At 43.0% G+C, this 21,039-nt stretch carries 19 protein-coding genes; 18 read left to right on the top strand and 1 reads right to left on the bottom strand.

The window, feature by feature from the left end; genetic code table 11:
* Positions 1 to 6 precede the first annotated feature (6 nt).
* The 4 genes from P2W84_RS15810 to P2W84_RS15795 all read left to right on the top strand — a co-directional run bounded on the left by P2W84_RS15810 (position 7) and on the right by P2W84_RS15795 (position 4,159).
* The gene (locus P2W84_RS15810) at positions 7 to 864 is read left to right on the top strand and encodes a fumarylacetoacetate hydrolase family protein (protein WP_276091129.1); all 858 of its coding nucleotides are present in this window, start codon (positions 7 to 9) and stop codon (positions 862 to 864) included.
* Entirely contained in the window at positions 851 to 1,684 is an 834-nt protein-coding gene (locus P2W84_RS15805; RefSeq protein ID WP_276091128.1) for an amidohydrolase family protein, read from the top strand. Before P2W84_RS15810 ends, P2W84_RS15805 begins: the two co-directional genes overlap by 14 nt.
* Positions 1,685 to 1,691: 7 nt before the next feature.
* Positions 1,692 to 2,486, top strand: a complete 795-nt coding sequence (locus P2W84_RS15800; protein WP_276091127.1) for an SDR family oxidoreductase — start codon at positions 1,692 to 1,694, stop codon at positions 2,484 to 2,486.
* A 122-nt stretch (positions 2,487 to 2,608) separates the two neighbouring features.
* Positions 2,609 to 4,159, top strand: coding sequence for a CotH kinase family protein (locus tag P2W84_RS15795; protein ID WP_276091126.1), 1,551 nt, complete (start codon positions 2,609 to 2,611; stop codon positions 4,157 to 4,159).
* A 42-nt stretch (positions 4,160 to 4,201) separates the two neighbouring features.
* On the opposite strand, the gene P2W84_RS15790 is transcribed toward P2W84_RS15795, so the two are convergent.
* Complete coding sequence (locus tag P2W84_RS15790; protein WP_276091125.1) at positions 4,202 to 5,977, bottom strand: aminopeptidase P family protein; 1,776 nt, start codon at positions 5,975 to 5,977, stop codon at positions 4,202 to 4,204.
* Positions 5,978 to 6,050: 73 nt separating this feature from the next.
* Here P2W84_RS15790 and P2W84_RS15785 point away from each other — a divergent pair, with 73 nt between their 5' ends.
* The 14 genes from P2W84_RS15785 to P2W84_RS15720 all read left to right on the top strand — a co-directional run bounded on the left by P2W84_RS15785 (position 6,051) and on the right by P2W84_RS15720 (position 21,035).
* Positions 6,051 to 6,632: a cupin domain-containing protein gene (locus P2W84_RS15785; RefSeq protein WP_276091124.1), complete on the top strand. Its 582-nt coding sequence runs from the start codon at positions 6,051 to 6,053 to the stop codon at positions 6,630 to 6,632.
* A 326-nt stretch (positions 6,633 to 6,958) separates the two neighbouring features.
* Positions 6,959 to 7,666 (top strand): hypothetical protein, encoded by a 708-nt coding sequence (locus P2W84_RS15780; protein ID WP_276091123.1) that lies wholly within the window; start codon positions 6,959 to 6,961, stop codon positions 7,664 to 7,666.
* A 54-nt stretch (positions 7,667 to 7,720) separates the two neighbouring features.
* A complete protein-coding gene (gene gmd, locus P2W84_RS15775; RefSeq protein ID WP_276091122.1) occupies positions 7,721 to 8,857 on the top strand; it encodes a GDP-mannose 4,6-dehydratase in 1,137 nt (378 codons plus the stop codon).
* 32 nt (positions 8,858 to 8,889) lie between these two features.
* Entirely contained in the window at positions 8,890 to 11,409 is a 2,520-nt protein-coding gene (locus P2W84_RS15770) for an SLBB domain-containing protein (protein WP_276091121.1), read from the top strand.
* 7 nt (positions 11,410 to 11,416) lie between these two features.
* Positions 11,417 to 12,496 (top strand): Wzz/FepE/Etk N-terminal domain-containing protein, encoded by a 1,080-nt coding sequence (locus tag P2W84_RS15765; protein ID WP_276091120.1) that lies wholly within the window; start codon positions 11,417 to 11,419, stop codon positions 12,494 to 12,496.
* Positions 12,497 to 12,499: 3 nt separating this feature from the next.
* A complete protein-coding gene (locus P2W84_RS15760; RefSeq protein WP_276091119.1) occupies positions 12,500 to 13,684 on the top strand; it encodes a UDP-N-acetylglucosamine 4,6-dehydratase in 1,185 nt (394 codons plus the stop codon).
* The gene (locus P2W84_RS15755) at positions 13,684 to 14,841 is read left to right on the top strand and encodes a LegC family aminotransferase (protein WP_276091118.1); all 1,158 of its coding nucleotides are present in this window, start codon (positions 13,684 to 13,686) and stop codon (positions 14,839 to 14,841) included. The genes P2W84_RS15760 and P2W84_RS15755 overlap by 1 nt, the downstream gene beginning before the upstream one ends.
* Positions 14,841 to 15,476: an acetyltransferase gene (locus tag P2W84_RS15750; RefSeq protein WP_276091117.1), complete on the top strand. Its 636-nt coding sequence runs from the start codon at positions 14,841 to 14,843 to the stop codon at positions 15,474 to 15,476. The genes P2W84_RS15755 and P2W84_RS15750 overlap by 1 nt, the downstream gene beginning before the upstream one ends.
* Complete coding sequence (gene neuB, locus P2W84_RS15745) at positions 15,473 to 16,495, top strand: N-acetylneuraminate synthase (protein ID WP_276091116.1); 1,023 nt, start codon at positions 15,473 to 15,475, stop codon at positions 16,493 to 16,495. The genes P2W84_RS15750 and neuB overlap by 4 nt, the downstream gene beginning before the upstream one ends.
* Positions 16,492 to 17,628 carry a UDP-N-acetylglucosamine 2-epimerase gene (gene neuC / locus P2W84_RS15740; RefSeq protein WP_276091115.1) on the top strand — a complete coding sequence of 379 codons (1,137 nt, stop codon included), beginning with the start codon at positions 16,492 to 16,494 and terminating at the stop codon, positions 17,626 to 17,628. The genes neuB and neuC overlap by 4 nt, the downstream gene beginning before the upstream one ends.
* Positions 17,600 to 18,655: a nucleotidyltransferase family protein gene (locus P2W84_RS15735; protein WP_276091114.1), complete on the top strand. Its 1,056-nt coding sequence runs from the start codon at positions 17,600 to 17,602 to the stop codon at positions 18,653 to 18,655. Before neuC ends, P2W84_RS15735 begins: the two co-directional genes overlap by 29 nt.
* Before the next feature lie 4 nt (positions 18,656 to 18,659).
* Positions 18,660 to 19,379: an acylneuraminate cytidylyltransferase family protein gene (locus P2W84_RS15730; RefSeq protein ID WP_276091113.1), complete on the top strand. Its 720-nt coding sequence runs from the start codon at positions 18,660 to 18,662 to the stop codon at positions 19,377 to 19,379.
* The gene (locus P2W84_RS15725) at positions 19,376 to 20,302 is read left to right on the top strand and encodes a Gfo/Idh/MocA family oxidoreductase (protein ID WP_276091112.1); all 927 of its coding nucleotides are present in this window, start codon (positions 19,376 to 19,378) and stop codon (positions 20,300 to 20,302) included. The genes P2W84_RS15730 and P2W84_RS15725 overlap by 4 nt, the downstream gene beginning before the upstream one ends.
* Entirely contained in the window at positions 20,295 to 21,035 is a 741-nt protein-coding gene (locus P2W84_RS15720) for an oxidoreductase (RefSeq protein ID WP_276091111.1), read from the top strand. The genes P2W84_RS15725 and P2W84_RS15720 overlap by 8 nt, the downstream gene beginning before the upstream one ends.
* Positions 21,036 to 21,039: the final 4 nt, after the last annotated feature.

Here is a 21,039-nt window from a genome sequence, read left to right as displayed (position 1 = left end):
TTACAGATGAAATTAATCAGATGGGGACTGGCCGGACAGGAAAAGACCGGCGTTATCCTGGGTGATACCTGGTTCGATACTTCGGCATTCGGAGAAGATTATAACGAACGCTTTTTTGAGACGGATGGACTGCAACGACTGGAGGACTTCGTGAAGCAAAATGAAGGAAAGTTGCCTGAAGTTCCACAGGATACCAGGTTGGGTGCTCCGGTTGAACGACCTTCAAAAATAGTCTGCATCGGGCTTAACTATGCGGACCATGCCCGGGAGACCAATGCGCCGATCCCGCCGGAACCAGTGATTTTTATGAAATCGACCACTTCCCTGACCGGGCCGAATGACGACATTGTTATACCAAGGGATTCAGTGAAAACCGACTGGGAAGTAGAACTGGCTGTGGTGATCGGCAAAAAGGCATCCTATGTAGAGGAGGGTGATGCGCTGGATTATGTTGCCGGGTATGTCTTGCACAATGATGTTTCTGAGCGCGAGTTCCAGCTAGAGCGTAACGGCACCTGGGACAAGGGTAAGGGTTGCGACACCTTCGCGCCGCTTGGCCCCTTTCTGGCCACGCAGGATGAGGTCGCCGACGTCAATAACCTGCGCCTGTGGCTGACGGTAAACGGCCAGAAAATGCAGGATGGCAATACTTCAAACTTCATCTTCAACGTAGCGTTTGTGATCGCTTATGTGAGCCGGTTCATGACCCTTCTGCCTGGAGATGTCATCTCTACCGGCACGCCGGCAGGAGTCGGCTTAGGCTTTAAGCCCCCTGTTTACCTGAAGCCGGGGGATGTAGTGGAGCTGGGTATCGACGGTCTGGGTACTTCACGCCAGGAAGTAAAGGCTTATGTTAAAAATTGACTCGCATCAGCATTTCTGGCAATATGACCCGCTGAGGCACAGCTGGATCAGTGAAGAGATGTCCGCCATCAGGCGCGACTTTCTTCCCGGCGATCTGGCGCCGCTGCTGGATCAGCAAGGCATAGATGGCTGTATCGCAGTTCAGGCCGATCAGACCTACGAAGAAAACGACTTTCTGTTAGGACTCGCCGGTCAACATGACTTCATTAAAGGTGTAGTTGGCTGGATTGACCTGCAGGCTCCGGATATCGATGAACAGTTGCAGCACCTGCAAGGTTTCCCGAAACTGAAAGGCTTCCGGCATGTATTGCAGGGCGAAGCCGACCGGCAACTGATGCTCAGACCAGCGTTCATGAACGGCATCAGCAAACTCGATAAGTATGGCTTCACCTATGACATCCTCATTTTCCTCGATCAATTGCCGTACGCGGCAGAGCTGGTCAGGCGATTTCCAGATCAGCCTTTCGTTTTGGATCACATCGCCAAACCCGATATTAAGGGACAGCAGATCGACGAGTGGCGAAACGGCATAACCGAACTGGCGCAATATGAAAATGTTTGTTGCAAGGTATCCGGCATGGTAACAGAAGCCAACTGGGAAAACTGGGACAACAAGGATTTCTCACCTTATCTCGATGTGGTCTTTAATGCCTTTGGTACCAGAAGACTGATGTACGGTTCCGACTGGCCGGTTTGCCAGGTTGCAGGCACTTATGCAAAGGTAGCTGAACTTGCGGAATACCATACCCAGGCGTTGTCAGGAGCAGAGCAGGAGCTATTCTGGGGCGGTAATGCCGCTCAATTTTACAAGATAAACTAATCAAATAATGGATTTGCAGTTAAAAGATAAAGTTGTGATCGTTACCGGCGGTGCGAAAGGAATTGGGGAAGGCATCGTCAGGGTACTGGCCAATGAAGGGGCCATTCCGGTCATTGTGGGCAGGAATGAGGCAGATAACCGTAAGATAATGGAAAGCGTTATTGCAGAAGGTGGGAAAGCGATGCAGGTGGTTGCTGAACTTACCCGTCCGGAAGATAGTGAACGGGCTGTTCATGCGGTGCTGGAGCAGTTTGGACGTATCGACGGCCTTATCAATAATGCGGGGGTAAACGATAGTGTCGGGCTGGAGAACGGCAATTATGAAAGATTCATTCAGAGCCTGCACAAGAACCTGGTACACTACTATCTGATGGCGCAGCATGCCTTGCCGGCTTTAAAAAAATCAAAGGGGGCTATTGTAAACATTGGTTCTAAAGTAGCGGATACCGGGCAAGGCGGTACTTCTGCCTATGCGGCCTCCAATGGCGGGCGGAATGCGCTGACCCGGGAGTGGGCGGTAGAATTGCTGCCCTATGGTATCAGGGTCAATGCAGTGATCGTGGCGGAGTGTTATACACCGCTGTATGAAAGCTGGATCAAAACACTGCCCAATCCGGAGGAAAAACTCGCGTCCATCACTTCAAAGATTCCGCTGGAAAAGCGGATGACCACTGCAGAGGAAATAGCGAATGCTGCTGTTTTTTTATTGTCACCGGCTTCCAGTCATACCACGGGACAGCTGATTTATGTCGATGGCGGGTATACGCACCTGGACAGGTCGATTGGTGGTTGGGAGGTGTAACCAAATTTTGACAGTCCCATAAGTTGTGGGTTTGGTTAGATTTAGATTACTTTTGTTCAGAATTTAGGAATTCTGTTCTGGAGTTTCTAATGGGATAAAATCTTCTAACCAAATAAACAAAAATGAAAAGAATTAACGGTCTTCTTCTTTTGCTATTTATCGGTCTGTCATCATGCAACAAGGACAGCTATTTACCGGAACCGGAGCTAAAGCCTGAAATATCCTCTGCTAAGAGTATTCAGAGTTTTACATTTGAGGCAAAAAACAATTCGGCACAGCTCTTAAAAGACGTTGTTTGCCACATCAATGATTCCCTGATTGTGGGATTGGTACCTTATATCAGTAATGACCGGACCTTGATTGCTACCTTTAAAACAGATGGGCACGATATCTCAGTAGATGGTATTAAGCAGGAAACGGGCGTTACTAGGAACAATTACAGTAATCCTGTTACGTTTACGGTAAAAGCTGAAAATGGAAGTGTTAAGAAATACACGGTTAAATTATATACGTTTACCGGCTTGCCTATCATTTATCTGGAAACGGAAGCCCCTGTATTGTCTAAAGAGGAATCTGTGAAAGGCAAGATGCAGATCGATGCCAATAATTCAGGCTACCAGCAGACTGTTACTGAGTTTCAGATGGAAATGCGGGGACGAGGAAACACTACATGGGGGATGCCAAAAAAGCCATACCGTATCAAATTGGACAAAAAAGCCGAAATACTGGGAATGGCCGCGGCTAAGAAGTGGGTGTTATTAGCGAATTTCAGCGATAAAACAATGCTGAGGAACAATATCGCCTTCGAACTCGGAAAAAGGTTTGAGGCTGCTTTTACACCTAAATCAAGGTTTGTAGAAGTGGTGCTCAATGGAGAATACCTGGGCAATTACTTGCTGACAGATCAGGTAGAGGTAGGAGAAACCAGGGTAAATATCCCAGAGTTGGATGAGGATTCCCCTGATAGTGATATTTCCGGAGGATATTTATTGGAGGTTGATGCGCGACTGGATGAACCATATTGGTTTATTACTAAAAACAACTTGGCATTCACCATTAAATCGCCCGAAGAGATTACGTCATCTCAGTTTAAGTATATAAGTGATTATGTGCAATTAGCTGAGGATGCAATCTATGGAGGAAATTTTGCAGGCCCTTCTAAAGGATATGAGGAATATATTAATGTTGAATCTTTTATTAACTGGTATTTGGTAAACGAACTGACAAAGAATAATGACGCAGCGTTTTTTAGCAGCGTATTTATGCATAAAGATCGACATGGAAAGTTAAGCTTAGGCCCAATCTGGGATTTTGACATCGCACTAGGCAATGTGAATTATAACGGTAATAATGATCCGCAGGGTTGGTGGATCGCTACATCTGGTTGGATGTTTCGCCTTTTTGAGGATCCTGCGTTTAGAAAAAGGGTCAAAGCGAGATGGACAGTTTTAAAGACAACTCAAGTGAATACAATATTTGACTTCATTAACCAACAAGCTGCGTATCTTAAATTATCTCAAAGACAAAACTTTAATAAATGGGATGTTTTGTATAATTATACTTGGCCAAATGCAGTGGTCCTTGGATCTTATGACAACGAAGTTCAGTATATGAAAGAGTGGTTAGCCAAAAGGATAGCATGGATGGATGACGAGTTTAAAAAGATGGATTAAAAAACTGAGAAAAGGCCCTGATAATTTATCAGGGCCTTTTGTTTATATCGCTTTTGTCTCTTCTTTCAGCCATTCCCGCTCATCCGCGCTTAATAAAGGCGAAAGCTTGTCAAATACCATCTTGTTGTATCTATTCAACCAGGCCACCTGAACCTCCTCAAGCAGTTCCTTCTTCACAATCCTGGTGCTGATCGGTGCAATGGTCAGACATTCGAACGCATAGAACTGGTTAAACTCATTGCTGATGTCTACAACAGTGTTCACCAGGTTTTCGATACGAATGCCATGCTTTCCGGGACGGTAAACTCCTGGTTCAATAGAAGTAATCATACCGGGTTCAATCGCAACGGGATTCGGTGATGGATTAAATACCTGCGGACCCTCATGCACATTCAGGAAATAGCCAACGCCATGTCCGGTTCCATGCCCATAGTTCAATCCATGTTCCCATAATGGCCTGCGCGTCACCGCATCTATCTGGTAACCATAGGTGCCTTTTGGAAAGCGCAACCTGCAGCCCTCGATCATGCCTTTCAGAACCAGCGTGTAATCAATGGCCTCTTCCTCAGTATTGTTGCCCATTGGTAAAGTACGTGTAATGTCGGTGGTGCCGTACAGGTATTGGCCACCCGAATCGATCAGGAAGAGTCCTTCAGGCTTAATCTCTACATTACTTTCTTCAGTTGGCCCGTAATGAGGCAAGGCACCATGCGCTGCATATGCACTTATGGTATTAAAACTGTCCCCGCTAAATCCTTCCTGCTCCGCTCTCAACCGGTGCAATTCCGCTGCTGCGGAAAGCTCATCCACGGTAGCGACGCCCACTTGCTCATACAGCCATTTCATAAACTTCACGACCGCAACGCCGTCCAGCAGCATAGCTTTGCGGGTATTGGCCAGCTCCGTCTCATTTTTAATCGCCTTTAAATTGGTAGAGGGATTGGTTGCGCGGATGATCTTAACCGAAACCGGCAACGCTTTCGTAAACGCAAAGCAGTTCCGCTTGGGGTCAATCAATATTGTCTGGTGTTCCGGGATGTTTTGCAATGCATCCCCGATTTCTTCATAAGGAAGTACTTCCACTCCGCTTTTCAGCAAAGATTCTTTGTCGGTATCGCTTAGTTTGCCTTCGGCAATAAATAACTTCGCATGGTCCTGACTGATCAGGGCAAATCCCAGGACAACAGGGTTATAAGCTACATCCCCCCCGCGGATGTTGAACAGCCAGGCCAGATCATCCAGCGAAGAGACCAGGTGTTGGTCCGCACCCTGACCCAGCAATGCGGCCCTTACGGCGGCAAGCTTTGCAGCAACGGTCTGACCAGTATGCTCCGGATCAATGAGATATGCCTTTTGCTGCGGCAATTCCGGCCGGTTTTCCCATATTGGACTTAAAAAATCTTGGTCAGCAAAGCCGATGCCTTTCGCCGCAAGCATTTGTACGAGCAGTTCACCCAGCAATACCGAAACCAGTCGTTCATCTGCCGCAACCACAGTACCCTTTGTCAGTCGGCTGGTCAACCAGGTAATATACTCCGGAGCAGCCTGCACCTGCATCTTCACCAGTTCAACCCCGCTTCCTTCCAGTTGTTCGGTTGCCTGTTCAAAGTACCGGAAATCTGTCCACAGGCCCGCAAAATCTTGGGTGATGACCAATGTACCCGCGGAACCCGTGAAGCCGGAAACGAACGGAATGGCCTTGTAATGCTCAGGCATGTATTCGCTGATGTGAGGGTCGGAGGACGGAATGATGTAGGCATCTATGTGGCTTTCCAGCATTTGTGAGCGTATGGCTTGTAGCTTTTCGGTATATGTCATATCTACAAATCTATTATTTTTAATACGCATTTCATTCGCGCATTGCGGTAATTTATAGGCGAAATTCAGCTTTATGTCTTGTGTGCTGGAATGTAACTGCCCGTCTGGCGAGGTTTGCGGCATGCCAGACATCAATACTTATCGTTATATCGAAAATAAAGTGACAGGGCAGCGCATCATTTTTGTACGGACAGCTGAAGAGACCAACGGGAAACTGCTGGAAATGGAGGCAGTTTATGCCCCTTTGTCGGAAGAGCCGCCCCTGCACTATCATGTGCACCAGACGGAGCAGTTCTGTGTTGCTGAAGGCGAACTGACCATACGTATGAACGGGTACATCCGGACTTACGGTAGGGGCTCGGTCCTCAGCATCGCGCCCGGGGAACGCCACAGTATGTGGAATGCCGGGCATATTCCTGCACGGGTTACCTGGAGGGTAATTCCAGCCTTAAAAACTCAGGAGTTTCTGGTCACACTTTCCGAGCTGGCCAACAGCGGAAAAACCAACAGGAAAGGTGTCCCTTCCATACCACGAATGGTGTCCCTTTTATTGAAGTATAAGTCAAGTTTCAGGCTACACAGACCACCCATGTGGATGATATATGTACTGTTCCTCGCTTGTACGCCAATGCGGTTATTTAAACGTTATCAATAATTTTTAAACCGAAAACCGAAACTGCATTTTCTACGTAGTTAACATTTGGAATGAATTTTGTGTATTACCATGGTCTAACCAGATATATTAGCATCTAAGCAAGATGAGTTATAAGGATTATAAATGTGCGAAGTGCAATACGGAATTTCACTACCAGGTACCGAGAGGGTTTGTACTTAAAAATATTTTCGGGTTCCTGCCCATCAGAATTTACTGGTGCCCGAAATGTATGACCAACAGGTACATCTGGATCGGAAAGAAAAATTAGCAGATAATTGATCTTCTTTTGTTTATCTTGGTGCTGGTTTTAGTACTTTCAATTTCATATGGGAAAATATCTGTTGGTCCTCTTATCCCTATTTGGCCTGACTGCTACCGCACAGGTAAACAGTGATTATAATTACAGTATCGGGGTAAGGGTATATTCGCTTGTGCAGATGCCCAAAATTTTAAATGAAACCAATACGGATTATTTTACCAATGCACCTGTAAACGGAGCGATGGTAAAATTCAACGACAATCAGATCAGTTACCGTCTGAACGGAACTTACTACAATAAGTCTAAGCGTTTTTTTAACAATTGTGAGACCTGCGAAGAGGCAGCAGGGAAACTGGTTGATTATTCATTCAAGGTCGGTTTCGAGAAGAACTTTAATTACGCACGTATTCAGCCTTACTTTGGCCTCGATGCAGGTTACCGGTCAAATGTGTTTACAGGGAATCTTGAAAACAGAAATGCGCTCAGGGAGGCCGCAAAACCAACTTCATCACCAATGCCGATGGATCCGGAGAAAGTGGAGACCTCCAAATCAGGTCTTGTAGTCACCCCATTTGTGGGCATTAAAATCAGTCCGTTTCCCCAGCTCTCCTTTTTTGCAGAGGGTAACATCGACTATTTTTACTCTTACGAGCGTCAGACCGTCACCTGGCAAGATATCAATAATACGCAGACACTTAAAAAATATTATAAGTCAGAATTCCTGCTAAACCCTGTTTCTGTGGGGATACAAGTACATTTAGGAAGTAATAAATAATAAAGCAAATGCAATTATTATGTATGTTTGCAGCCAACTATTAAACTAAAGTTCATGAAAGTCGCCTTAATTACCGGAGTTACAGGCCAGGATGGAGCCTACCTTGCAGAGTTTTTATTGAAAAAGGGATATTTTGTTCATGGATTGAAGCGGCGGTCATCCCTGTTCAACACCGATCGTATTGATCACCTGTACCAGGATCAGCATGAGCAAGGTGTAAATTTCAAACTCCACTTCGGAGATCTCACGGATTCAACCAACCTGATCCGGATCATTCAGGAAACCCAGCCGGATGAGATCTATAACCTTGCTGCTATGAGCCATGTGCATGTGAGCTTTGAAATGCCCGAGTATACCGCCAATGCGGACGGCATAGGTACCTTAAGGCTGCTGGAAGCCATCCGTATCCTGGGATTAGAAAAAAAGACACGTATCTATCAGGCATCTACCTCAGAGCTTTATGGGTTGGTACAGGCTGTTCCTCAGAGCGAAGCGACACCTTTTTATCCGCGTTCTCCTTACGCAGTAGCTAAACTATACGGATATTGGATCACGGTTAACTATCGTGAAGCCTACGGCATGTATGCTTGCAATGGTATCCTGTTTAACCACGAAAGTCCGCTAAGAGGCGAGACATTCGTTACCCGTAAGATTACCCGGGCAGCTGCTAAGATCGCACTCGGCCTTCAAAATACGCTATATTTGGGCAACCTTTCTGCACAACGCGACTGGGGGCATGCCAAGGATTATATTGAAGCTATGTGGCTGATCCTTCAGCAGGAAAAAGCAGAAGATTTTGTGATCGCTACAGGCGTTACGACTACAGTCCGTGACTTTGTGAAGATGACCTTTGCCGAACTGGGTATCGACATAGAATTCAGCGGCAAGGATGCCAATGAGCGTGGAGTGATCATTGATGTCGACCAAAACCTGGTTAAGGAACTTGGATTAAACGATGCAAACCTAAAACCTGGAACGGTAGTGGTACAGGTCGATGAAAAATACTACAGGCCAACAGAAGTAGACTTGTTGCTCGGTGACCCGACCAAATCTAAAACCAAACTAGGCTGGGAACCCAAATACGACCTTGCCGCCCTGGTAAAAGACATGATCCATGCAGACCTGCATCTAATGAAAAAGGATGAACACTTGAAGTTGGGTGGTTTCCGCACGCTGAATTACTTCGAATAAGCACAAAAAGTACATACCGCTCTCGTTACCCTATGAATGTTAAACGATTATTTTCTACATTTTTAGTTTTTCTAGCTGTTATTTTAACGATTCCGGTCGTTGCCCAGACAAACTATTCTGATGTACGTGTAGACGACCTGACTGACGCCCAGATCAGGCAATTGATCCAAAGAGCTGAGTCTATAGGTTATTCAGACGCTCAGCTTGAGCAAATGGCCATGGCACAGGGAATGAAGCAGACGGAAATACAAAAGCTGAGGTCACGTGTAGAGAAGATACGTAAGCAGGATGGCGGTCAAGGTAGCTCCTCAAATGATAATGATCTCAGCCGTTCGCGCTCCTATCAAGGCCTGGATACAACGAGGAGAGGTAGGAATGCGAGCTCCTCTTTTGACAGGGATAGTCTTGGCAATTTAAAGAATTCACAAAGTCAGGTTGATTTATTTGAATCTTTGAAACCGAAGATCTTTGGTTCAGATTTGTTTAAGAACAGTGACCTGACTTTCGAGCCAAACCTTAGAATGGCAACCCCAAAAAGCTATGTCATTGGCCCCGATGATGAGCTGCTGATAGACCTGAGTGGTGATAACGAGGCAAATTACCGTCTGAAAGTGAGTCCTGACGGAACAATCAGGCTTCAATATGTTGGTTTAATATCTGTAGGGGGGCTTACTATTGAGCAAGCCATTTCCAAAATTCGGAATAATATGTCCGGAACTTATCCTGGTCTGCGAACTGGTAGAACAAATGTGGCTATAACCCTTGGAAACATCAGAAGTATTAAGGTGACGGTCGTTGGCGAGGTTGTAAAACCAGGCTCCTATACAGTACCCTCTCTTTTTACAGTTTTCAATTTGTTATATCAATCTGGCGGGCCAAATCAGAATGGCTCGTTCAGAAAAATTCAGGTGATCCGCAACAATAGAGTGGTTACAACAGTAGATGTCTACGATTTTCTTCTGAACGGCATCCAAAAGAACAACATCCGGTTGCAGGACCAGGACGTCATCAATGTGCCCGTCTATCAAACCAGAGTGGAGATAGGGGGAGAAGTCAAGCGCCCGGCATTATACGAAGTACTTAACAATGAATCTCTGGAAGACGTGATCCGTTTCGCCGGTGGTTTCAGTAATCAGGCTTATACGGCGCAGATTAAGGTCTTGCAGAATACCAGCCGGGAAAGAAAGATCACCGACATCCAGTCTGCTGATTATACTGGTTACCGCCCGACGAATGGGGACAAGTATATTGTCGAGACTATCCTGGACAGATTTGAGAACCGGGTTGAGATTAAAGGAGCAGTATTCAGACCGGGGCAGTACGAGCTTGACAAGGGACTTACTTTGAAAGGTTTGATTGCCAAGGCCAATGGTCTCACAGAAGATGCTTTTTTGAACCGTGCTTATATCAGCCGTCTTAACCCCGATAATACACAGGCATTGATTTCTTTTGATTTGTCCAAGATCAATGCAGGTACAGAACCTGATATTCTTTTACAACGCGAGGATAAAGTTACAGTATCTTCATTATTTGACCTTCGTGACGAGTATAAGGTTACTGTACAGGGAGAAGTTCGTTTTCCGGGGTCATTTAAGTATGGTGACAGCATTAGCGTAGGAGATCTTATCCAGATGGCCGGTGGGTTTAAAGAGGGCGCGACACCTAATCGTATCGAAGTCTCCAGAAGGATAAAGAACAGCGACGCCATGTCGGCTTCAGCCCGCACTGCAGAGGTGTTTACTATTGACATTGATCCAGGACTTAAGATAGTGGGGCCCAGGTTCAGATTGAAGCCATTTGATATTGTCTCTGTGAGAAGTTCTGAGGGGTATCAAGTACAAAGGCAGGTTAAGATCGAGGGTGAAGTACTATATCCCGGTACATATACAGTTACAAAAAAGAACGAAAGAATTTCAGATCTGATACTCAGAGCTGGTGGTCTGACTCCTCTTGCCTATGTTGACGGAGCATCACTTAAACGAACAGGAAGCCCCGAGTCCAGATATGCAGACAGTTTAGAAAGGGCGAAGGAAGAACGTGAGAAATTACTCAACCTGCAAAGGCTGAAGCAGACTGGCGCAAGAGATACAACGAGCTTTGAGAAGGATTTGCAGGTTTTACGTAGCGACTTGGTTGGAATTGATCTTGACCGTATCCTTAAACGACCATCTTCAAGGTATGACCTGATTGTGGAGGACGGAGATATTATAAGAATACCCAAGGAACTACAGACTGTGCGCATTACCGGCGAAGTATTGAAGCCAAATAGCATTGTATATATAAAAGGCAGAAGCTTTAAGGGATATATAGACGGTGCAGGAGGATTCAGCTATAATGCATACAAGCGTGGGGCCTATATTGTATACCCAAATGGATCCGTAGCGTCGGCTAAGAAGTTCCTGTTTTTTAATAATTATCCTCAGGTCAAACCAGGCAGTGAGATTTTTGTACCTAAACGGGCTGAGAGAGAACGGATGAGTGCTCAGGCATGGATAGGCATTGGAACAGCTTTCGCTTCCTTAGCAGCAATTATTGTAAGTATACTCAGATAATACCCTAATGAAAGTCGAAGAGCTTAACCCTTCTGATAGCCCAATAGATAGTAAGATTTCTTTGAAGGAATTGATTTTGCGATTTCAAGATTGGATTAGGTTTTTATGGGCACATAAAATTCCGATTATTCTGGTAGGTCTGGCTGGGGGGGTAATTGGCTTTCTGTACGCGTACTATAAAAAGCCAATTTATTCAGCAACTACATCTTTCGCGTTAGAAGAGGATAAGCCGGGAGGATTTGGATCGTTAGCTGGTTTAGCCTCTATTGCCGGAATTGACCTGGGGAGCGGCGGAGGGAGCATATTTCAGGGCGACAATATATTAGAGTTATATAAGTCTAGAAATATGATTAAAGGCGCTCTTTTTAGGCAGACAACTTATGGGGGCAAGAGGGAATTGTTGATAAACCGGTTTATAGACTTCAATGAATTACAGGAATCTTGGGATAATAAGCCCAGAACAAGACATGTAAAGTTCACTCATGCTGAAGGTTTAAATCGTGTTCAGGATAGCTTGTTGACTTTGATAATTGATAATATCAGGACGGACTATTTGGCTGTGAATAAGATTGATAAGAAGCTTAGTATAATAAATGCCACTATCAGTTCAACTGATGAGGTTTTTTCAAAAGCCTTTAATGAAGCTATAGTGACTACGGTGAATGATTTTTACGTACGTACCAAGACAAAAAAATCAGCAGAAAATGTGGCTATTCTACAACAGAAGGCTGATTCTGTTCGAAATGTTATGAACGGGGCCATCTATTCAGCAGTCGCTGCAAATGATGCTACACCGAATCTGAATCCTACGAGGCAAGTAATAAGAGTAGTCCCATCGCAGCGTGCGCAGTTTTCTGTTGAAACTAACAAGGCGGTTTTGAGCGTACTGTTACAAAATCTTGAAATGTCTAAAACCGCTTTAATGAAAGAAACGCCGCTAATACAGATAATCGATGAACCTGTGTTTCCATTAGAAAAGAAGAAGGTCGGTAAGATTAAGGGTACATTTTATGGAGGGCTGCTGGCTGGGATTTTTGTAATATTTTTCTTGACGCTAAGAAAATTCATGAATATAATCATGAAATAAGATATGGATATTTTGAGATTGATTGGTAGATCAGACGAATTGTTTCGATGCGATATCGATGCTTATGAGGGTGAGATAGAAAATATCATAAGTAATTCGGGATTTCTAGTAATAGGAGGCGGTGGCTCTATAGGTCAGGCTGTTGTCAAGGAAGTATTTAAGCGAAACCCTAAAAAGCTTCATGTTGTTGATATAAATGAAAATAACCTTGTCGAATTGGTTCGGGATGTTCGGAGCTCCTACGGATATATCAATGGCGACTTTCAGACATTCGCCTTGGACATTGGTTCAACAGAGTATGAAGCTTTTTTAGATTATGACGGTCAATACGATTATGTAATGAATTTGTCTGCGCTGAAGCATGTGAGGAGTGAAAAGGATCCATTTACGCTCATGCGGATGATTGACGTCAATATTTTGAACACGATAAAGACTATAGACCAGTCCATAGAACGTGGAGTAAAAAAGTACTTCTGCGTATCTACAGATAAAGCGGCGAATCCGGTAAACATGATGGGGGCTTCAAAGAGAATCATGGAAATGTTCTTATTGGCCAAAAGTGCCAATTTGCCCATTTCAACTGCACGATTCGCAAATGTCGCTTTCTCAGACGGCTCTTTGCTGCATGGCTTCAATCAGCGGATTCTTAAGCAGCAACCAATTGTTGCGCCTCACGACATTCGTCGATATTTTGTGACTCCTAAAGAATCGGGTGAGTTGTGTTTGATGTCTTGCTTATTTGGTGAGAATCGAGATGTTTTTTTTCCGAAATTAAGTGAAGAGCTCCATTTAATTTCTTTTGCTGAGATTGCCCAAAAGTATTTAGCATCCTTAGGTTACGAGCCCTTTGTTTGTGAAGATGAAGATGAAGCTAGAGAATTGATTAAACATCTTCCAAAGCAAGGGAGATGGCCGTGTTTATTTACGAACAGTGATACAACAGGGGAAAAGGATTTTGAAGAATTTTATACAGAAGCGGAAGTATTAGACATGAATAAATTCGAAAACCTTGGGATTATAAAGAATCGATTCGATCGCTCAGATCGCCTGGGACTCTTTATAGAAACAATTCAGCGCCTGAAATCCGCTAAGCGTTGGTCGAAGGATGATCTGGTAAATTTATTTCACACGGTTCTTCCAGATTTCAGGCATAAGGAGACCGGGAAATATTTAGATGCAAAGATGTGATGGAACAGGAATTACATTTTGACTCCATTATATCTTTCATAAGAGGAATGTACCCCGAGAAGTCTTATGTAGGGTTGCATGAGCCAGTTTTTTGCGGTAATGAACGTAAATATGTGCTTGATGCTATCGATTCCACTTATGTATCTTCAGTAGGTAGTTACGTCAACCTTTTTGAAGAGATGATGGCAAAGATAACCGGAACGAGATATGCGGTGGCTATTGTCAATGGTACAAATGCACTTCATATTGCACTTATGCTTGCTGGTGTAACACGTGGAGAAGAAGTAATCACGCAAGCGCTAACATTCATTGCCACCGCGAATGCGATCAGTTATAACGGTGCTTATCCAGTCTTTGTTGATGTGGATAATGATACGTTAGGAATGTCTCCAGAGGCTTTGTCTTCTTTTTTAGCGAACAACGTCGTCAAAAAATCTGATGGAGCTTACAACAAGATTACGGGCCGACGCATTGCTGCATGTGTCCCTATGCACACATTTGGTTTACCGTGCCGTATTGACGAAATAAGACAAATTTGTGATAACTGGAATATTCCGCTGGTAGAAGATGCTGCTGAATCACTTGGAAGTTATTACGATGGAAAACATACAGGAAGTTTTGGATTGGTTGGTGTATTTAGCTTCAATGGGAACAAAACCGTGACCTCCGGTGGAGGAGGCGCAATTGTGACAGATGACGAATGCATCGCCCGCCGCGCGAAGCACTTAACAACCCAGGCAAAAGTTCCTCATCGATGGGATTTTGTTCATGATGAAATTGGTTATAACTTCCGTATGCCCAATTTAAATGCTGCATTCGCTTGTGCTCAGTTGGAACAGTTGGATAAATTTATTTCTGATAAACGATTGCTGGCAAAAGCTTATGAAGATTTTTTTGGTAGAATCGGCGTTCCCTTCATGAAGGAAATTCCTGAAGCTACAGCTAATTATTGGCTAAATGCAATCCTTTTTCAGGATCGCACTCATCGGGACTCTTTTTTGGCATTCTCAAACAACAATGGCGTAATGACCAGACCTGTGTGGGAATTGATGACCCGTTTGAAAATGTTTAGGGACTGTCAGTCAGATGGTTTAAGCAATAGTATTTGGATTGCGGACCGCCTTGTAAATATACCTTCCGGCTTCAGAAGTAGGTAATGGAGAATATAATCTTGATCGGGGCTGGTGGTCATTGTCGAGCATGTATCGATGTTATAGAACAATCGAACGTGTTTCAAATAAAGGGAATACTTGACCGGGATGAAATGGCAGGCAGGGACGTATTGGGATACCCTATAATTGGGACTGATGATGACATTGCCAGTTTTGTGAAGTTGAAGTATAACTTTCTGATCTCATTTGGACAAATAAAATCATCAGAAGGCCGTCAAACCTTATTTAATAAACTTGTGAAACTTGGCGCCAAGCTTCCTGTAATCGTCTCGTCTAAGGCCTATATATCTAAGCATGCTAAAATTGGCGCAGGTACTATCGTTATGCATAATGGTTTGGTTAATGCTGGTGCACGTATTGGACTTAACTGTATTTTAAATACTGGATCGGTGGTAGAGCACGATTGCTTGATTGGTAACCATGTTCATATATCAACTGAATCGATCGTTAACGGGAACTGCAAAATAGGACATCAATCTTTTATTGGAAGTAATGTAACAATATCAAACAACATTACATTAGTCGAAAAATCGATAATTGGTGCCGGAGCAGTGGTCACGGCAGATATAACCGAGAGTGGAGTTTACGCAGGAATTCCTGCATATAGATTACATCAATGAGACCTACAACAATAATTGCCGAAGCAGGCGTCAATCATAACGGAAGCATTGAAACAGCGTTTCAGCTCATTGACGCCGCTGCGACGGCAGGAGTCGATTATGTAAAATTTCAAACGTTTCGTGCTGAAAAGTTAGTTTCTAAAGGTGCTCGGATGGCTGCGTACCAAATGAAAAATATGAACCATGCCGCATTAAGCCAATTTGATATGCTCAAACGCTTAGAACTCTCCCATTCGGATCATGAAAAGCTGATAAATTATTGCAGAAAAAAAGGCATTAAATTTTTTTCTACAGCCTTCGACCTGGAGTCACTAAGTTACCTTAATGAACTTGGGTTGGATCTTGTTAAGATACCTTCTGGTGAAATAACGAATTTGCCTTTCTTGCGCAAAGCTGCTCGGATGTTTCCTAAAGCAATAATCTCCACTGGAATGAGCACTGTAGTTGAGATTGAGCAAGCTGTAGATGTCCTTTTAACTGAAGGTATCTCAAGAGACAAGATTTCCATTTTGCATTGTAATACCGAATACCCAACTCCGATGAGTGATGTTAATCTTACAGCTATGCTCCACCTTCAAAAAATTTTTGGAACAGTCATAGGCTATTCTGATCACACTTTGGGAATAGAAGTTCCAATAGCTGCAGTTGCTATCGGGGCGACAGTAATTGAAAAGCATTTCACGTTAGATCGCACATTGCCGGGGCCTGATCATGCAGCATCTCTTGAACCCGAAGAATTATCTGCTATGGTTAAAGCGATAAGGAATATAGAGTTGGCAGTTTCGGGCTCGGGTATAAAAGAGCCCTCTAAATCAGAACTAAAGAATCTATTGGTTGCTAGGAAAAGCATTCATCTAAATAAGGATAAAAAGGCGGGTCAGTGTTTAAATGAATCAGATCTTGAAATGCTTAGACCAGGTGATGGAATATCTCCTATGAGGATGCATGAAATTATCGGGAAAACATTGAATAAGGATTTACTTACAGGTCATAAACTCTCCTTCGAAGATTTAATATGAGAATTGGTATTTTAACGAGTTCTAGGGCTGATTTCGGAATTTATCTGCCAATGCTGAAGAGAATGCGTTCTGATGAGTTCTTCGACGTCAACTTAATTGTTTTCGGAACTCATTTGTCTTCGTTTTATGGTAATACGGCCAACCATATCAAAGAACTTGGATTTGATATAAAATACCGAATTGAATCGATGCTTTTGACCGACAGCCAGGAAGCAGTTTCAACTGCAATTGGATTAACAACTATTAAGTTTGCAGCATTCTGGTCAGCCTTTCAAAGTGAATTTGATTTGGTATTTTGCCTTGGTGATCGGTATGAGATGTTCGCTGCTGTTACAGCCGGTATTGCGTATAATATACCTTTTGCACACTTACACGGAGGAGAGACCACACTAGGAGCCATAGACAATATTTTCAGGCACGCAATCACATTAGCATCTAAATGGCATTTTGTGGCTACGGACCAGTATGCCAAACGGGTGGCAGAGATTAGGGGATCATCCGAACATATTTACAATGTCGGTGCATTAAGCCTTGCAGGTATTTCGGAAATGGAACTGCTTACTCAGCAGGAATTTAAAGAACGATGGGGAATCGATCTTTCTTTAAAAACCATTTTGATGACCTTCCACCCTGAGACTGTGAATTCGAGCTTAAATGCTCATCACATAATGGAACTCATGCAAGTTATAGACGATACTACAGACTATCAGTTTTTAATTACAATGCCTAATGCAGATACATCGGGAAATCTTATCAGGACGATTTTGACCAACGAAACAGAAAATAATGATCGCGTATTTCTGATCGAAAATCTTGGATCACAAAGTTACTTTTCTGCCTTGAAGTATTGCTCGTTTTTACTTGGTAATACATCAAGTGGCATAATTGAAGCAGCTTCCTTTGGGAAATACGTTATTAATGTAGGAAATAGGCAAGAAGGCCGTGCATGTAGTGAAAATGTAATTCACACAAGTGTCGCAAAAGATCAGATCATTTCAGCAATTGCGAATATTGAGCAGTTGGGTGCATTTGATGGAGAGAATATCTATTACAGAGACAATTGTGTGCAACATTTGATTCAAGTTTTAAAGGAAAACTTTGGATATGAAAGACAGGAACCAACATATTGTTAAATCTAATCAACCTGCCCGTGCAGCACTTAAGGCACTGGATATCCTCGCTGACAGCGTTAGCCGAACTCTATTTGTTGTCAATGAAGAAAACAGGCTTCTTGGATCCCTAACCGATGGAGACATACGCAGGGGACTCTTAAATGGCCTGGAGATTTCCGATCCTGTTGCGGCGTTCATGAATATCAACTTCAAATTTCTTAGAGAGGCGGACAGCGATTTTCAGCAAATCAGATTATTTAGAGAAGCTGATATCAATTTGATCCCTGTGACAGATGATAGCTTTCAACTACTCGATATTCTTGATTTGAAAAAATCAAGGACGAAACTTCCATTATCAGCTTTAATTATGGCAGGCGGAAAAGGGGAACGGCTGAAACCATTAACAGAAACCATACCCAAACCTATGCTAAAAGTTGGCGACAAGCCAATTATAGAACATAATATAGATAGGCTGGTATCATACGGTATAAAGGATATATTTATCAGTGTCAAATACTTGAAAAGCCAAATCATCGATTATTTAGGAGATGGTTCCCAGAAAGGAATTAATATTCATTATGTTCAGGAGGATCAGCCACTAGGTACAATTGGCGCATTGGGATTGATTGATTCGATTGACTATGAAGATATCCTTGTCATGAATTCGGACCTTCTTACTAATATCGATTTTGAGGATTTTTACAATTTCTATAAAGAGAAGGAGGCTGTAATGGCAATCGCCAGCGTTCCTTATAATGTCACTATACCCTATGCGGTGCTTGAAACCTCTGGTAATTTCATTACTTCTTTTTCTGAAAAGCCCAGCTATACCTATTATTCGAATGGAGGTATCTATCTCTTCAAATTCCGTTTGAAAGAAGTTTTCAAAAAGGGCGATTTCTTTAATGCAACAGACTTAATGAACTCGGTTATGCAAAACAATCAGACATCGTTGGTTCATTATCCCCTTTTGGGATACTGGTTGGATATTGGCAAGCATAACGATCTCTTAAAAGCTCAGGAAGATATTAAACACATCAAATTGTAGGACTTTGAAAATCTTAATTACACTTTGCGGACGAGGTGGTTCCAAAGGAATTCCAGGTAAAAACATAAAGCTACTCGCGGGAAAGCCACTTATCGCTTACTCAATAAATGTAGCGAAGCAGTTTGCATCGAAATATGACTGCAAAATAGCGTTGTCAACAGATAGCGATGCGATTAGGGATACCGCTGGCAATCTTGGTATCGCATCGGAATACGTCCGCCCTGAAATTTTGGCATCCGATTCTGCGGGGAAAATTGATACTATCGCTGATTTGCTTTTGTATGAAGAAAAAAAAAATGGAACTATTTATGATTTTATTTTGGATCTTGACATCACTTCCCCATTAAGAACGCTAGAAGATTTGGAAGCCGCCTTTCAGTTTATAGTGAATGATGAAAATGCGCTAACACTGTTTTCTGTAAACGCAGCGGCTCGGAACCCCTATTTTAATATGGTTGAAAAAAAGGCCTCTGGATACTATGGAATTGTAAAAACGAGTCAAGACGGGTCGATTATGACTAGGCAGGCTGCACCAGCTGTTTACGATTTGAATGCCTCATTTTATTGGTATCGGAGGTCATTTTTTGATAAGGGGTTGAAGTCACCAATCACAGAGAAGTCTCTCATTTTCCAGATGGATCATATCTGTTTTGACCTTGATCACCCGATCGATTTCGAGTTTCTTGAATATTTACTGGCGTCAGGAAAAGTAGATTTGCTATGAATGTTCTGATTGTTGGGTTTGGGTCTATTGCCCGGAAGCATATCAATGCATTAAAGGCAATTGGACTGGATTGCCGCTTATTTGCTTTAAGGTCCGATTTTAACGTAAAGTATTATGAGGGTATTGAAAATATATTTGATTTAAATCAACTCCCTGTAAAGCCAGATTTTGCGATCATTTCAAATCCTACAAAATTGCATGCTAAGTATATCGAGCTTCTTTCGGATAGCCATATACCCCTCTTTATCGAAAAGCCTCCGGTGTCCAATTTAGATGACGCAGAAAAATTAGATAGCAAAGTCAAATCATCGGGACTATTCACATATGTAGCTTGTAACCTCAGGTTTCACCCATGTATCCAATACGTTAAAAATCATCTATCCAAAGGACACCGAAGAATTAACGAAATCAATGTCTATTGCGGTTCATATTTGCCGGAATGGCGTCCTGGGCAGGACTTTAGGTCTATATACAGCGCGAATAGTGAGATGGGCGGAGGAGTTCATCTTGATTTATTTCATGAGTTGGACTATCTTCATTGGATTTTTGGTGCGCCGGTTTCAGTAAAAAGCGTTAAAACTAATCGTTCAAGCCTGAATATCTCAGCGATAGATTATGCCAATTACATTTTGGACTATCGATCATTTTCGGCGAGCGTCATTTTAAATTATTTCAGGCGTGAGCCAAAAAGAACATTTGAAATAGTTTACGAGGATAAAACATGGCATGTTGATCTTTTGAAGAACAAGATAGTCGACGGGGCGGGAGATGCGATTTTCACAGGTGACGATAGTTACAGTATAAATGAGACCTATCTGGCACAAATGCAATATTTTATTGATTGCCTCGGTACTAATAGACTGCCAATGAATACCTTTAAGGATTCGATTGAAGTTCTTCATACATGTTTGACTGATGAATAGATTAAAAGATAAGATAGTTGTAATAACTGGGGGAAGCGGCTTACTTGGACGTGATATTATCAAATCCATTAACATTGCGGGCGGTAAATGCATCAACCTGGATATTCAACAGGACACGCCTGATGCTGAAAATTTTTTTTATTGCGATGTTACCAGCGAGTCTTCTGTCAAAGCTGTCATAGAGTTGATAGTATCAAAATTTGGGCGGATAGATGGACTGGTAAATAATGCATATCCGCGTACAGGTGACTGGGGAACCAGATTTGAAGAGATATCATACACTTCATGGCAGCAAAATATTGACTGGCAATTAAATAGTTATTTTATGTTGACCCAGAAGGTCGCAAAACAAATGATTAGTCAAAAATCAGGATCAATAGTGACAATGTCTTCAATCTATGGGATGGTTGGGCCTGATTTCACTGTCTATGAAGGAACTGGGATGACGATGCCTACCGCATATTCTGCTATAAAAGGCGGATTGATTAATTTCACGCGTTATATCGCCTCTTATCTGGGGCCACATAATATCCGGGCAAATTGCGTATCTCCGGGAGGCATATTTGATAATCAAAATCCTATTTTTGTAAAAAATTATGAAGCAAAAGTTCCGATGAGAAGAATGGGTCTACCAGATGATATATCCCCAGTTGTGGTATTTCTACTCTCGGATGATGCTAAGTATTTGACTGGACAAAATCTGGCTGTCGATGGAGGCTGGACATGTATATAGTGAA

The sequence above is a fragment of the Pedobacter sp. JY14-1 genome, assembly GCF_029269825.1.
GTDB lineage: Bacteria > Bacteroidota > Bacteroidia > Sphingobacteriales > Sphingobacteriaceae > Pedobacter.
Note: the sequence above shows the minus strand (reverse complement) of the source record. Positions and strands in the feature narration are given on the sequence as shown.